Origin of the sequence: Streptomyces sp. NPDC005533 (genome assembly GCF_042871845.1) — a bacterium.
Classification (GTDB): domain Bacteria; phylum Actinomycetota; class Actinomycetes; order Streptomycetales; family Streptomycetaceae; genus Streptomyces.
On record NZ_JBIAJH010000013.1, the window covers coordinates 1 to 13972 of the forward strand.

Annotated in this window: 15 protein-coding genes; 6 read left to right on the plus strand and 9 right to left on the minus strand. The window is 73.9% G+C overall.

Going from position 1 to position 13972, the window contains the following annotated elements; genetic code table 11:
- Positions 1–350 precede the first annotated feature (350 nt).
- The gene (locus ACFYP3_RS15340; RefSeq protein ID WP_388831799.1) at positions 351–716 is read left to right on the plus strand and encodes a hypothetical protein; all 366 of its coding nucleotides are present in this window, start codon (positions 351–353) and stop codon (positions 714–716) included.
- A 67-nt stretch (positions 717–783) separates the two neighbouring features.
- On the opposite strand, the gene ACFYP3_RS15345 is transcribed toward ACFYP3_RS15340, so the two are convergent.
- Positions 784–1266 (minus strand): DUF402 domain-containing protein, encoded by a 483-nt coding sequence (locus tag ACFYP3_RS15345; protein ID WP_388831801.1) that lies wholly within the window; start codon positions 1264–1266, stop codon positions 784–786.
- A 113-nt stretch (positions 1267–1379) separates the two neighbouring features.
- Between ACFYP3_RS15345 and ACFYP3_RS15350 the strand changes: the two genes are divergently transcribed.
- Positions 1380–1766, plus strand: a complete 387-nt coding sequence (locus ACFYP3_RS15350) for a GntR family transcriptional regulator (protein ID WP_388831803.1) — start codon at positions 1380–1382, stop codon at positions 1764–1766.
- A gap of 40 nt (positions 1767–1806) precedes the next feature.
- On the opposite strand, the gene ACFYP3_RS15355 is transcribed toward ACFYP3_RS15350, so the two are convergent.
- Positions 1807–2904, minus strand: a complete 1098-nt coding sequence (locus ACFYP3_RS15355; RefSeq protein ID WP_388831805.1) for a DUF5925 domain-containing protein — start codon at positions 2902–2904, stop codon at positions 1807–1809.
- A 206-nt stretch (positions 2905–3110) separates the two neighbouring features.
- Between ACFYP3_RS15355 and ACFYP3_RS15360 the strand changes: the two genes are divergently transcribed.
- Positions 3111–3911, plus strand: a complete 801-nt coding sequence (locus ACFYP3_RS15360) for an SGNH/GDSL hydrolase family protein (protein ID WP_388832174.1) — start codon at positions 3111–3113, stop codon at positions 3909–3911.
- On the opposite strand, the gene ACFYP3_RS15365 is transcribed toward ACFYP3_RS15360, so the two are convergent.
- On the minus strand, positions 3881–5608 hold the full coding sequence (locus tag ACFYP3_RS15365; protein ID WP_388831807.1) for a serine/threonine-protein kinase: 1728 nt from the start codon (positions 5606–5608) through the stop codon (positions 3881–3883). The genes ACFYP3_RS15360 and ACFYP3_RS15365 overlap by 31 nt on opposite strands.
- A 279-nt stretch (positions 5609–5887) precedes the next feature.
- Here ACFYP3_RS15365 and ACFYP3_RS15370 point away from each other — a divergent pair, with 279 nt between their 5' ends.
- Positions 5888–6157 carry a hypothetical protein gene (locus ACFYP3_RS15370; RefSeq protein ID WP_388831809.1) on the plus strand — a complete coding sequence of 90 codons (270 nt, stop codon included), beginning with the start codon at positions 5888–5890 and terminating at the stop codon, positions 6155–6157.
- 49 nt (positions 6158–6206) lie between these two features.
- On the opposite strand, the gene ACFYP3_RS15375 is transcribed toward ACFYP3_RS15370, so the two are convergent.
- From ACFYP3_RS15375 to ACFYP3_RS15385, 3 genes are read right to left on the minus strand one after another with little or no spacing between them, the layout of a single operon-like run.
- The gene (locus ACFYP3_RS15375; RefSeq protein ID WP_388831811.1) at positions 6207–7454 is read right to left on the minus strand and encodes a CaiB/BaiF CoA transferase family protein; all 1248 of its coding nucleotides are present in this window, start codon (positions 7452–7454) and stop codon (positions 6207–6209) included.
- Positions 7455–7510: 56 nt separating this feature from the next.
- Positions 7511–8308, minus strand: a complete 798-nt coding sequence (locus tag ACFYP3_RS15380) for an ABC transporter permease (RefSeq protein ID WP_388831813.1) — start codon at positions 8306–8308, stop codon at positions 7511–7513.
- Complete coding sequence (locus ACFYP3_RS15385; protein WP_388831815.1) at positions 8305–9267, minus strand: ATP-binding cassette domain-containing protein; 963 nt, start codon at positions 9265–9267, stop codon at positions 8305–8307. Before ACFYP3_RS15385 ends, ACFYP3_RS15380 begins: the two co-directional genes overlap by 4 nt.
- A 73-nt stretch (positions 9268–9340) precedes the next feature.
- Between ACFYP3_RS15385 and ACFYP3_RS15390 the strand changes: the two genes are divergently transcribed.
- Complete coding sequence (locus ACFYP3_RS15390) at positions 9341–10066, plus strand: TetR/AcrR family transcriptional regulator (protein WP_388831817.1); 726 nt, start codon at positions 9341–9343, stop codon at positions 10064–10066.
- A gap of 178 nt (positions 10067–10244) precedes the next feature.
- Here the strand turns inward: ACFYP3_RS15390 and ACFYP3_RS15395 are convergent, their stop codons facing one another.
- The gene (locus ACFYP3_RS15395) at positions 10245–11369 is read right to left on the minus strand and encodes a type ISP restriction/modification enzyme (protein WP_388832177.1); all 1125 of its coding nucleotides are present in this window, start codon (positions 11367–11369) and stop codon (positions 10245–10247) included.
- A 165-nt stretch (positions 11370–11534) separates the two neighbouring features.
- Between ACFYP3_RS15395 and ACFYP3_RS15400 the strand changes: the two genes are divergently transcribed.
- Complete coding sequence (locus tag ACFYP3_RS15400; protein ID WP_388831819.1) at positions 11535–11696, plus strand: hypothetical protein; 162 nt, start codon at positions 11535–11537, stop codon at positions 11694–11696.
- A 31-nt stretch (positions 11697–11727) separates the two neighbouring features.
- Here ACFYP3_RS15400 and ACFYP3_RS15405 read toward each other — a convergent pair whose 3' ends face one another.
- Entirely contained in the window at positions 11728–12477 is a 750-nt protein-coding gene (locus tag ACFYP3_RS15405; protein ID WP_388832180.1) for a GntR family transcriptional regulator, read from the minus strand.
- Between the two features lie 74 nt (positions 12478–12551).
- Positions 12552–13880, minus strand: coding sequence for a homogentisate 1,2-dioxygenase (hmgA, locus tag ACFYP3_RS15410; RefSeq protein WP_388831821.1), 1329 nt, complete (start codon positions 13878–13880; stop codon positions 12552–12554).
- Positions 13881–13972: the final 92 nt, after the last annotated feature.

Genomic DNA, 13972 nt, shown 5'->3' on the forward strand with positions numbered 1-13972 from the left:
ACCTTCGAAGCGACCGCTCCGATCCCCGCCGCCACAGCGGCATGAGACGGCTCTCAAGAGCCCGTCACTGCGGCTTGACAGCATCATTGGGAATCTCCTTCGGGCACACGGCGGGGGCGCGCCAGCGGAATCGGAAGCGGAATCGGGCCCAGCGGCGCCGCCCCCCGGCGGCGCCACGTGCGGCCCTTCCTGTCCTGGCCCGGCCAAGCTAGCCCCCCGCACCACGCCTTTCGCCTGCTCCGACCCCCTGGAGCGGATCCTTAGGGTCCTCTTAAGGAAGGAGTAAGGACGGGCTCAGGAAGCGGGCTTCGGGTGGGTTGCCGTCCGGGTGTGGGGGCTACGCTCCGGGGATGAGGCGAGCAGAGGTTCTCAAACGAGTCATCGGCATCCTCACGGAGGCCCAGGAGATCCGCCGGGCGGCGGAGGCAGGCGAGGACGACGACGGCCCGGAAACGGACAGCCGCGTGGTCACCAACCTGCTGAACGAGATGCTGCCCTCGATCAGCGTGCCGGCCGACTCGTCGCCCGAGCAGGTGGCCCGGCTGGTCGCGCAGGCGCTCGGACCCGCCCTGCAGACCATGGTCGCCGGGTTCAGCCTGGCCTTCACGAGCCTCGCCATCGAGCACGACAGCGGCCGGACGGACGTCTCCGCGATCGAGGTCCTGCAGCGGCTCGCCCTTGAGGTGGAGGCCGGGTTCTTCGACGAGGACGCGTAGCCGACACGCCGACAGGCCGGCCGGGCCGGCCGGGCGGTGCGGGGACCGGCCGTGCCCGGCCGCGCCCCTACGTGGTCAGGGCGCGCAGGCCGGCCGCGGAGCGGGCCTGGTCGTCCAGGGCGTCGAGGGCACGGACGGCCTGGGCGGCCGCCTCCGGATCGCTCGTGGCGAGCCCGCTCTCGGCGAACTCGTCCTCGTCCAGCCGCAGGACGGAGGTGAGGTCCGCCGAGACCCACAGGTCCAGGTCCAGGTCCTCCACGAGGATCTCACCGGCCCGCACCAGGGCCGGGCGGGTCACGTCGCAGTACCAGCCCTTCAGGACCCCGTCGCCGGTCCACACCTCCTTGATCGCGTACCACCGCGTGCGCCAGAAGTGCTCGACGAACACGTCGCCCGGCTCGAAGCGGACGAAGCCGAAGTCCCGCACGCCCTCGGCCGCCCAGGGGGCGCGTACGGAGATCCGGTCGCCGTCGTCGGCGACCTGCGTCGCCGGATAGCGGATCTTGGTCCGTCCGGCCTTGGTCAGGACGACGGTCAGCTGCTGGGTCACGCTGTCTCCAGTTCCTTCGTCTCGGATCGACGCGGCGGTCGTGCGGCAGACGCTACGGGCGCTTTCGCGCCGGGCGCCTCCCAATTAACCGGCGATGGGGGACAATCACCCGCGTGACCTCGACGAACCTGAAGATCACCCTTGACGGCTCGGCCGGGGCGGCCGCCCCGTACGAACAGTTGCGCGCGCAGATCGCGGACCGGGCCCGGTCGGGAAAGCTCCCGGCGGGCTTCAAGCTGCCGACGGTACGGGGGCTCGCGGAGGACCTCGGGCTGGCCGCGAACACCGTGGCGAAGGCGTACCGGGCGCTGGAGGCGGACGGGGTGATCGAGACGCGGGGCCGCAACGGGACCTTCGTCGCGGCGGCGGAGGGCGCGTCCCGCGAGGCCGCGTCCGCTGCGCAGGCCTATGCGGAACGGGCCCATCGCCTCGGCCTGACGCAGGCCGAGGCGGTCGCGGCCGCCACCGAGGCCCTCCGCGCCCGGTACGCCGCCCGCTGACCGCCGGGGCTCCGGCCCCTGGCCCCCTCCGGCGCGCCGGCTACAGGTACAGCCCCGCCTCCGACGTGTGCGGCTGCGGCGGCAGGATCGCCGCCGGGCCCGAGCCGCGCCGCAGGGCGAAGAGTTCGGCCAGGCTGGCGCCCTCGCGGGAGACGCCCTCGTCCGTGCCCAGCCAGTCCACCGCCTCCCGGTGGGTCAGCCGGCCGACCTCGATGCGGGCCAGGCAGCGCCCCGGCCGGACCACCGCGGGGTGGAGCCGTTCCAGGTCCTCGTTGGTCGTCACGCCGACCAGTACGTTGCGGCCCTGCCCCAGCAGCCCGTCGGTCAGGTTCAGCAGGCGTGACAGCGCCTGCCCCGCGGTGTGCCGCGCCTCGCCGCGGATCAGCTCGTCGCAGTCCTCCAGCAGCAGCAGCCGCCAGCGGCCCTTCGACGTGCCCTCGTCCTCGCCGATCGCGATGTCCATCAGGTAGCCCACGTCGTTGAACAGCCGCTCCGGGTCCAGTACGCAGTCCACCTGGCACCAGTCCCGCCAGGACCGGGCCAGCGTGCGCAGGGCGGAGGTCTTGCCCGTGCCGGGCGGGCCGTGCAGCAGGAGGAGCCGGCCCGCGATGTCGTCCGGGGTCACCTTCATCAGCCGGTCCATCGCCCCGGCCACCGGCGCGGTGTAGTTCGGCCGCACCTCCGCCCAGGTCCCGGCCGCGATCTGGCGGGTCGTCCGGTACGGTCCGCGGCGCGGGGAGACGTACCAGAAGCCCATGGTGACGTTCTCCGGCTGCGGTTCGGGTTCGTCCTGCACCCCTTCCGTGGCCTCGCCGAGGACCTTTTCCGCGAGTGCGTCGCTGACCGCCGTGACGGTCACGTCCGCGCCGCGGCTCCAGCGGGAGACGAGCACGGTCCAGCCCTCGCCCTCGGCGAGGACGGCGCTGCGGTCGCTGTCGCGCGCCGAGCGCAACACCGTGGCCTCCGGCGGCAGGAGGGTCGCGTCCACCTTGACCCGCTCGATCGACACGCTGTGCGAGTACGGCTGCTCACCGGAGGCGAACCGGCCGAGGAACAGCGCATCGACGACGTCCGACGGCGAATCGCTGTCGTCGACGTTGAGCCGGATCGGCAGCGCGTCATGCGGGTTGGCTGGCATGGCGCCCATGATCCGGCACACCGTGCCCCCGTGCACCCGTGTTTCGCCGGATCGGGTGCTCGAGTTCCCTCTTCAAACGCGTTCGGAGTGAAGATTCGGGCCGCAACTCTGCCCCGAACATTCTTGGCATGAACACTTCCAGACAGGCGCGGCTGCTTGTACCACGGACTCAGGAGTAACCCCCACAAGGAGCCGCACACATGAGCATGAGACTGTCGCGCTTCGCCGCCCTCACCTCCTCCGTCTTACTCGCCGCGGGCGCCGCCCTGTTCGGCGCCCCCCAAGCCACCGCCGCCGCCGACTTCGGCTACGTCGCCCTGGGCGACTCGTACTCCTCCGGCGTCGGCGCCGGCGGCTACGACGGCGCGAGCGGCGACTGCAAGCGCACCCCCCGCGCCTACCCGGCCCTGTGGGCCGCCGCCCATTCCCCCCAGACCTTCTCCTTCACCGCCTGCTCGGGCGCTCGTACGGGTGACGTCCTCGCCAACCAGCTCGCCCCGCTCAACTCCGGCACCGACCTGGTCAGCATCACCATCGGCGGCAACGACGCGGGATTCTCCGACGTCATGACGACTTGTGTGCTCCAGTCCGAAGCCACCTGCGTGAGCCGCGTGAACCAGGCCAAGGCCTACGTGGACTCCACCCTTCCCGGCCGGCTCGACCAGGTCTACGACGCCATCGACAGCCGCTCGCCCGCCGCCCACGTCGTCGTCCTCGGCTATCCCCGCTTCTACAAGCTGAACGGCACCTGCACCACCGGCCTGACCGAGGGCGAACGCGCCGCCATCAACGGCGCCGCCGACTACCTCAACGCCGCCATCGCCAAACGCGCCGCCGACCACGGCTTCACCTTCGCCTCGGTCGCCGGAGCCTTCACCGGTCACGAGATCTGCTCCGGCAACGCCTGGCTGCACAGCGTCAACTGGCTGAACATCGGCGAGTCGTACCACCCGACCGCCGCCGGGCAGTCCGGCGGCTACCTGCCCGTCTTCACCAACGCGGCCTGATCCGCTCCGCCGGCCGCGGGGCTCGCCGCCGCGCTCGCCGTCGGCGAGGGCGGTGACGCACTCGCCGCGGGGGAGGAGGCCCCGGCCGTCGGGGTCTCCTTCCGGCACGTCACGGACGTGGCCACCCACGGGGTGGCCACCTCCGCCGGCCCCCGCACCTCCAGCCGGACCGCGTCCTCGAAGGTCGCGTCCGGGACGTGCGCGAGCTCGACGTGCTCCAGCTGCCGGCTCCGCGTGCCGCCCGCCTCGTACGTGACGGACTGCCAGCCGCGGCCGGAGGTCCGCCCGCTCCGCGTGGCCCAGCGGTACTCCAGCACCACCGGGACCCGCTCCACCTCGACGGTGGCGGTGAAGGCGGGCGCGTGGTCCTCGGGCGGCGGACAGCTGCCCGTGTAGGTGGAGCGCACGGCGACGACGTACACCGAGACGTGCTGACCCGCGGTGGCCGAGGCGGAAGCCGAGACCGCAGCCGACGGCGAGGCGGAGGGAGGAGCCGAAGGGCTGCTCGTGGAGGCGGTCCGGGCCGTGGTCGCCGCGCCCGTCGGAGCGCCCGAGCCGCCGCCGCGGCCGTCCGTGTCCCCGCGGTCCTTCAGCAGCACCCACCCCAGCGCGACCAGGGCGAGGGCCAGCACCGCGATCCCGGCGGCCAGCACCAGCCCGGCCCGGCCCTCGCGTTCCGCCGGTCCGGGCCCCCGTCCCGCTCCGGACACCGGCGGCGTGGGCTGCCCGTACGGTCCCGCCGGCGCGCCGGGCGCGCCGACCGCCCCCCGGCCCGCCCGTACCCCACCATCCCGCGGCTCGTGCCCGTGGTGTGCGACGGCCGTCGGCGAGTCCGGGCCCGACACCGGGCCGCCGGAGGCCCGTACGGTCCCGCCCGCGCCCACCACCCGCAGCGTCCGGGCCGCCTCCGCCGCGGGCAGCCGCTCGGCCGGGTCCTTGCGCAGCAGTCCCTCCAGTACGGCCTCCAGCGGCCCCGCCCGGCGCGGCGGCGGCACCTGCGCGTCCACCACGGCCCGCAGCGTGTCCAGCGGGGTGGCCCGGCGGAACGGCGTGACCCCCTCGACGGCCGCGTAGAGCATGACCCCGAGCGACCACAGGTCCGACGCGGGTCCCGGATCGCGTCCCAACGCCCGCTCGGGCGCCAGGAATTCGGGGGACCCGACCACCTCGCCGGTCATGGTGATCGCGGAGGAGCCCTCCAGGCTGGCGATCCCGAAGTCGCTGAGCACCACCCGGCCGTCATTGGCGATCAGTACGTTGCCCGGCTTCACGTCCCGGTGCAGCACCCCCGCGTCGTGCGCGGAGCGCAGCGCGGCCAGCACCTGTTCCCCGATGTGCGCGGCGCGCTGCGGAGCCATCGGCCCCTCGGCCTCCAGTACGTCGGCCAGCGAGAGCCCGCGCACCAGCTCCATGACGATCCAGGGCCGCCCGTCCTCGGACGCCACGTCGTAGACGGTGACGACCCCGCGGTGCGAGACGCGGGCCGCGGCCCATGCCTCCCGCTCCAGCCGCCGGTACATGCGCTGCAGTTCGGCGGGGTCCAGTCCGGCGGGCGCCCGTACCTCCTTGACCGCCACGTCGCGGGCCAGCACCTCGTCGCGGGCCCGCCACACGACGCCCATCCCGCCGCGGCCGATCGGTTCGAGCAGCCGGTAGCGCCCCGACACGACGCGATCGGAGTTCGTTTCCTCACTCACACGGGCCCCCCGAGTGCGTCACCTGCGCCCGCGTGTCATCGGGCGATCACTCCAAGTTAGCGCAGCGTGCGCCAAGTGACCCCGGTCGTGACGGGACTCGCGGCGCGACCTTCCGCAGCGTCACCTCTGTGCGGAGAGTGACGGTCGACTCCGCTGAGTAACCGTCAACTCCCCGTCCCCATAGGGGTAATTCACACCACCGGGATACCCGGGGGCGACGCGGGGGCGATAGGGTTAACCTGCCCGGGCCGGGTGCCCTCGTACGGGTGGGGAGAGAACATGGAACAGATAGCTATGCGCAGCAGGCCGCCCCGCGTGCCTGCCATCACCTGCGGCGGCGGTGCGACCAGTTCGCGCCTCGACCGCCATCTCGCCGTGCTGGGCGGACCCGCCGTCCCGCACCGGGAGACAGCGGAGGCGACGCTGCTGATGCGCGAGCTCACCTCCCGCGACCACACGCACCGTCTGCGGAGCCGGAGCGCGCGCGTCTCGCTCTTCGCGCCGCTGCGCCGTCTGCGTCGCACGCTCTTCGGCAGCCGCCGTTCGTAACCGTCCCCGCACCGCGGCCGCTCGCCCTCGGGCCTGCGGCCTCCCGGCCCTACCCGATCACACCGTCCCGGCGCAGTTCCGAGATCTGCGCGTCCGCCATCCCCAGGGCGCGCAGCAGGGCTTCGGTGTGTTCGCCCAGCGCGGGCACCGCACCCATGTGCGGTGCCGCGCCGCCCGGCAGCCCGATCGGCGGCAGCAGGGCCCGCAGCGGACCGGCCGGTGACCCCACCTCCCGCCAGCGGTCCCGGGCCGCCAGCTGCGGATGCCCGGCCAGCTGGGCCACCGAGTTCAGTCGTGCGCAGGCGATGCCCGCCGCCTCCAGCCGACCGATCGCCTCGTCCGCGCCCAGCCGTCCCAGGGCCTCCGCCACGACCGCGTCGGTCTTCTCCCGGTTCGACGTGCGTGCCGTGTTCGTCGCGTACGCCGGATCGTCCGCCAACTCCGGCCGCTCCAGCACCTGTCGGGCCAGCCGCACCCACTCCCGGTCGTTCTGCACCGACAGCAGCACCCGGTCCCCGTCGGCCGTCGGGTAGGCGTCGTACGGCGCGATCACCGCGTGCGCGAGTCCGGTGCGCACGGGCTGCTCCCCGCCGTGCATCGTGTGGTGCAGCGGATGCCCCATCCACTCGGCCAGCGCGTCCAGCATGGACACCTCCACCCTGCCCCCGCGCCCGGTGACCCCCCGGCGCAGCAGCGCGGCGAGGACACCCGAGAAGGCGTACATGGCCGCCGCGATGTCCGCCGCCGGGATCCCCGCCTTGACGGGCTGCTCCGGGGTTCCGGTCACGGAGACCAGCCCCGCCTCGCACTGCACGAGCATGTCGTAGGCCCGCTTGTGGGCGTACGGGCCCTCGGGGCCGTAGCCGGAGACGTCCACGGCGACCAGCCGCGGGTAACGCGCGCACAGCGCGGCCGAATCGAGGCCGAGCCGGGCGGCGGCGCCCTGCGCGAGGTTCTGCACGAACACGTCGGCGCCGGCGAGCAGGCCGTGCAGCACCTCCCGGCCGCGCGGGTCCTTCAGGTCGAGCGCGATCGACTCCTTGCCCCGGTTGGCCCAGACGAAGTGCGAGGCGAGGCCGTGCGCGGCGGTGTCGTAGCCGCGCGCGAAGTCGCCGCCGTCGGGACGCTCGACCTTGATCACCCGCGCGCCGAGGTCGGCGAGCTGTCGGGTGGCGAAGGGGGCCGAGACGGCCTGTTCGACGGCGACGACCGTGACACCGTCCAGCGGGAGCGGTTCGGAAGCCGGTCCGGAGGACGGTTCGGAGGCCGGTGGTTCAGGAGCCGTTGCGGTAGCCATGGGCCCTGCCTACCGGCTCGGACGGGAACTGTCACCCCACGCGGTGGTGACATCCGTCATCCGCGCGCTGCCTCCCCGCGGGCGAACCTGCGCGTGGCCAGCGGCACGAACAGCACGAGGAGCAGCAGCGACCACAGCAGGGCCCCGGCCACGGGATGCGCCGCGGGCCAGGCCGCGCCCGCCGGCGCCTCGGCCCCGGCGTTCCCGCACAGTTCGCGCACGGCGGTGGCGACGGCGCTGATCGGGTTCCACTCGGCGACCGCGCGCAGCCACCCGGGCAGACCGGCGGTCGGCAGGTACGCGCTCGACAGCATCGGCAGGACGAAGGTGGCGCTGCCGAGCTGGCCCGCGGCCTCCTCGCTGCTGCTGAGCAGGCCGAGGTACGTGCCCACCCACGCGGTGGCGAAGCGGAACAGCAGGAGCACGCCCAGGGCGCCCAACGCGCCGGGCAGGCCGTTCTCGATCCGCCAGCCCATCGCCAGCCCCACCAGCATCAGCGGCACCATCGATACGCCCGTGGTGAGCAGATCGGCCGCCGTCTGCCCGAGCGGGACGGCGGTGCGGCTCATCGGCAGGGTGCGGAAACGGTCCATCACGCCGCGGTGGGCATCCTGCGCCGCCGTGAACATGCCGGTCATCAGGCCGTTCGCGGCGGTCGCCGCGAGCAGTCCCGGCACCAGGAACTCCCGGTACTCGGCGCCCGGCATCGCGAGGGCGCTGCCGAAGACGTAGCCGAAGAACAACAGCATGGTGATCGGCATGGTCTGGGTGAGGATCAGCAGCGCGGGGGCGTGCCGGGCCTTCTGGAGCTGGCGGGTGAAGACGGCTCCGCCGTCGGACAGCAGGGTGCTCATGCGGCGTACTCCTGGTGGGTGGGTCGGGCCTGGGTGAGGCGCAGGAACACCTCGTCGAGGGTGGGCGGGCGCAGGCCGGCGTCGGTCACCGCAACGCCGGCCGTGTCGAGCTCCCGGATGATCCGGGGCAGGGTGAGCCCGCTGTCGAGGACGGTCGCACCGACGGTCAGCCGCTCCTCGTCGAGCACGGGCCGGCCCCCGGTGAGCTGGTCGAGGACGCAGGCGGCGCCGGACAGCGCCGCGCGGTCGGTGACCGTGACCTCCGCGTAGGCGCCGATGCGGGCCTTGAGCGCGGCCGGGGTGCCGGTGGCGGCCACCCGGCCGCGGTCGACGACCACGATGTCGTGGGCGAGCCGGTCGGCCTCCTCCAGGTACTGGGTGGTGAGCAGCACGGTGGTGCCCTCCTGCGCGAGTTCGCGCACCGCGCTCCAGATCTGCTCCCGGGCCGCCGGATCGAGGCCGGTGGTGGGCTCGTCGAGGAACAGCACCCGGGGGCGGGTCACCAGCCCGGCGGCCAGGTCCAGGCGCCGCTTCATACCGCCGGACCAGGTGCCGGACACCCGGTCGGCGGCCTCGGCGAGCCCGAACCGCTCCAGCAGTTCGTCGGCGCGGGCCCGGCCCGCGGAGCCGCGCAGTCCGGCGAGCCGGGCGAAGAGCCGGAGGTTCTCGCGGCCCGTCAGGTCCCCGTCGACGGAGGCGTACTGGCCGGTGACCCCGATCGCGCGGCGGACGGCCGCGGGCTCGCGGGTGACGTCGTGGCCGGCGACGAGGGCGCGGCCGGCGGTGGGCGCCGTGAGGGTGGTGAGGATCCGGACGGCGGTGGTCTTGCCCGCGCCGTTGGGGCCGAGGAGACCGCAGACCGTGCCCTCGGGGACGGCGAGGTCGAGGCCGCGCAGGGCATGGACCTCCCCGTAGCTCTTCTCCAGACCCTCACTAAGTACAGCGTACGTAGAAGTCATGTGCCACACCGTACCTCACTACGTACGCCGTACGTAACTAAGATGGAGGCGAGACGACGAGGTGATCTGAGCGATGACAGCCGGCGGGCGACCCGCTGAACCCGAAGTGATCTGGTCCCGGCCGCAGCGGGCCGGCCGCGGCCCGAGGCCCGCGCACAGCCGCGAGTCCATCGCGGCCGAGGCGGTGCGCGTCGCCGACGCGGAGGGGATCGAGGCCGTCTCGATGCGGCGCGTGGCCGCCGGGATCGGTGCGGGGACGATGTCCCTCTACAACTACGTGCCGCGCAAGGAGGACCTGTACGAGCTGATGGTCGACGCGGTCAGCGGGGAGTACGAGTTCACCCCGCCGACGGGCGACTGGCGCGCCGACCAGCTGGCGCTGGCCCGGCAGACGCGCGCGCTGATGCACCGCCACCCCTGGCTGCCGCGGCTGCTGAGCCCCGTGTACGGATTCGGCCCGAACGCCCTGCGCTACCTGGAGTACAGCCTGGACTGCCTGGCGCCGCTGGACGTTCCGGACGCCGAGAAGCTGGAGCTCGTCGCCGCGGTCAACGGCACCGTCGCGACCTACGTGGCGGGCGAGCTGGCGCTGGCCGAGCGGGCCCGGACCCTGCCGTGGAGCGAGGCGGAGGAGCAGGGCGTACGGACGGCCTGGCTCGGCTCCCGGCTGGCCACCGGGGAGTACCCGCGGCTGGCGGCGGCCCTCACGGGCGGCGGCCCGGTCCCGGGCGCGGGTCTGGACATGGCGGCGGTGTTCGACCGCTCGGTGTCACGGCTGCTGGGCGCCTGGGGGTCGTAGGGGGCTGCGTCCGGACGTCGTGGGCGCGGGGTGGCCCGGCGCGGGTGGGGCTACGCCGGTTCGTCCGCGCGGACGCTGTGCGTGCGGGGTTCGTGCGGGCGGGCGTCGAGGGCGCGGGTCGTCCCTGCCCGGGTGGGGCCACGCCGGTTCGCCCGGGCGGGGTTCGGTGGCGCGGCGCTCAGAGCAGTGCGAACTGCCCGCCTGGGCCCTCCTCGTGGTGGTCCAGCACCGAGGCCGGCCGCCGGGCCCAGCCCGGTGGCGGCAGCACCCCGGCCGCGCGCAGCCCCTCGGTCGACAGGCCCGGCCCCGGCTCGAACGCGGCCCGTTCCGGCGCCAGATCGGCCAGCAGCGCCAGGGTCGTCACCAGGGCGAGCAGCTCCGAGGTCCAGCTCTGCGGCCACTCGGCGGGCCCCAGCGCCGCCAGCCCGTCGGCGTCCGGGCCGCGGTGTGCGGTGCGCGCGGCGAACCACGCCTCCAGCACCCGCACGCCCTGCGCCTCGTACTCCCAGGCCCCGGCCGACACGGGGGAGACCGTTCCGCTCCCGAGACTCAGCGTCTCGCTCTCGGCGTCGTACGCCAGCCCCTCCGGCCACGCCCCGACCGCCGAGCGGACGTACGGGCGCCGGCCGCCCGGCAGCCGCGGCGGCTCCCCTCCGCGCGCCCCGCGCAGCTGGACGGTGAGCAGCCGGTGCCCCAGCTCCAGTCCGGCCCGCCAGCGCGCGGGATCGGCCGCGAGCGGGACCTCCCGGCCGCGCGGTCCCGGCCTGCCCGCGGCGAGCACCCAGCACAGGAAGTCCTCGGGGGTGACCCAGCCCCCGTAACGCTCGCCCAGCAGGGGCAGCAGGCCCGGGGCGAGGTTGGGCTCGGCGCCGCCGGGGCGCCGGTGCAGCGGGCGGATCCGGCCGAGCCGGCCGGCCGGGAGGTGCGCGGTGACCAGCGGCTCGGGGGTCTCGACGAGGAACACCTGGTGCTCGTCCCGGACCCGCCAGAGCTCCGGACGGGCCGTGTCGATCAGCCGTTGGTCGGGCAGCAGCCACTGCTCGTCGAAGGCCTCGCGGAGCACCCGTACGGGGTCGGGGCAGGGGCCGGGCGCGTCGGCGAAACGGGCCGTGGCCGCCGAGCGCTGGCCCGGCAGCGCGGCCGCGCCGGCGGCGGGCGTACGGACCCGGCTCGGGCGGAACAGCCGCTCCCGCTCGGCCCCTTCGGAGCCGGTCAGGGCGGCCCAGCGGGCGCGCAGGGCCGCCGGATCGGGTGCGGCCACCCAGTCCCGGCCCAGGCGCAGGGCGCCCACGGCCCAGGGCATCAGATCGTCCAGCAGCGGTACGTCTTCGCTCACGCCGCCGATGGTAGCGACGGGATCCGATGGCCGGGCTGCGTCCAGGCCGAAGCGCTACGCTCCTTATGTACGCAATCTACGGAATGTGCGCATACGTGAGGCGTGCGTACGGGATCGACCGAGGAGACGGTCATGAGCCAGTACGACGAATACTCGACTCCGTCGCAGGCCGAGGGCGAGCGTCTCGACGAGGACATGGACGAGAAGCAGCGCAAGGAGCGGCACCCCCAGACGATGCGGACCACCCCGTCCCAGGCGGAGGGCGAGCGCGCCGCGGAGACCGACGAGAAGTAGGCCGCCCACGAGGCGGGCCCCGTCAGTGCCGTCAGTGGGCGTCGACCGTCACGGTGAAGGAGAAGCGGTCGCCGCGGTAGCGGATCCGCGCCACGTCCACCACGCGGCCGTCCTCGTCGTACGTCACGCCCGTGTAGTGCAGGATCGGGCTGAGCAGCGGGACCTGGAGCAGCTCGGCCGTCTCCGGGTCGGCGAGCCGGGCCTCGACCGTGTCCGTGATGCGGCTGATGCGGACGCCCACGACGTCCCGCAGCACCTTGGTCATCGGCCAGCGCTCCAGGTCGGCGAGGTCCACGGCCTCGGCGAACTCCGGCAGGACCGCGTTCTCCACCCAGTTCGTCGGCTCGCCGCTCTCGCGGTCGTGGCGCAGCCGGCGGTAGGTGACCACCTCCGGGGTGGCCGGGAAGTGCTCCAGCAGCTCCCCGGCCACGGGTGTGCGCCCGTGGCCGAGGATCGTCGTGCGATCACCCGACTGCTGGGCCACGATCGCGTCGACCGAGCCCAGCAGCCGGACCGGGGTGCTGCGCAGCGCGCCCGGTTCGATGAAGGTGCCGCGCCGCCGGTGCCTGCTGATCAGCCCCTCGCCCTCCAGCTCCTTGAGCGCCTGCCGCATGGTCAGCACGCTCACCCCGTAGTGCTCGGCGAGCTGCTCCTCGGTGGGCAGGCGCAGCGAGGCGTCCGGAGTGCGCCCGAGTATCGAGGCGCGCAGGGACTGCGACACCTGATACCAGAGCGGCAGCTTCCGGTTCAGTACCAGCGAGTCGGGGGCGAAGGCGGTCACGGGGGTCACGGGTGGATCTCCGAACGGGGCTGGACAGGGGTGACGTGCAGCGCATGCAGGGTATGCAGTGCAGGTCAGGCGCGGAAGTGGCGCTGCAGACCCTGCCACACGTCGTCGTAACCGCGCTGGAGGTGATCGGCGCCGGCCGCCTGGGCGGTGGCGGTGATCGGCCAGCGGGTCTCGAACATGAAGGCCAGGCCGTCGTCGATCTTCTGCGGCTTCAGCTCGGCGGCGCTCGCCCGGTCGAAGGTCTCCCGGTCCGGGCCGTGCGCGGACATCATGTTGTGGAGCGAGCCGCCGCCGGGGACGAAGCCCTCGGCCTTGGCGTCGTAGGCGCCCTCGACGAGGCCCATGTACTCGCTCATCACGTTGCGGTGGAAGTAGGGCGGCCGGAAGGTGTCCTCGCCGACCAGCCAGCGCGGGGCGAAGACCACGAAGTCCACGCCCGCCAGGCCCGGGGTGTCGGAGGGCGAGGTCAGGACCGTGAAGATCGACGGGTCGGGGTGGTCGTAGCTGATCGACCCCAGGACGTTGAAGCGGTGCAGGTCGTAGACGTACGGGACGTGGCTGCCGTGCCAGGCGACCACGTCGAGCGGGGAGTGGTCGTAGGTGGCCGACCAGAGGTTCCCGCAGAACTTGTTGATCACCTCGGTCGGGCGCTCCACGTCCTCGTACGCGGCCACCGGGGCCTGGAAGTCGCGTGCGGCGGCGAGGCCGTTGGCGCCGATCGGGCCGAGGTTCGGCAGTTCGAAGGGCTGGCCGTAGTTCTCGCAGACGTAGCCGCGGGCGTCGGCGTCCAGCAGCTCGACGCGGAAACGGACCCCGCGCGGGATGAGGGCCATGTCACCCGGCCGGGCGGCGAGCAGGCCCAGTTCGGTGCGCAGGAGCAGGCCGCCGCGCTCGGGCACGATCAGCAGCTCGCCGTCGGAGTCGCTGAACACCCGGTCCGTCATGGACGCGTTGGCGGCGTAGAGGTGGATGGCCATGCCGGTGCGCTGGGCCGCGTCGCCGTTGCCGCCGAGGGTCCACAGGCCGGACAGGAAGTCGGTGCCGGGGGCCGGATCGGGCAGCGGGTTCCAGCGCAGCCGGTTCGGGTCCGCCGGGGCCTCGGTGAAGGGGGCGGTGCGCAGGGCCCCGTTCTCGGTCCGGGTGAAGGGCGGGTGCGCGGCCGAGGGGCGGATCCGGTAGAGCCACGAGCGGCGGTTGTGGGTGCGGGGCTCGGTGAAGGCGCTGCCGCTGAGCTGCTCGGCGTAGAGGCCGAGGGGGGCGCGCTGGGGCGAGTTCCGGCCGAGCGGCAGGGCGCCGGGGACGGCCTCCGAGCTGTGCTCGTTGCCGAAGCCGGTGAGGTACTCCAGTGCCTCCGCCGTCTTCCGGGCCTGCTCGTTGCCGGCCTGCTCGCTCATGTGCTGCTCCCGCTCCGTCGAAGGAATCCTATGGTTGACAGTAGGATTCCGCGGCCCGTGCGTCAACGGGATCCCGGAGAGTTGTGTTCCGG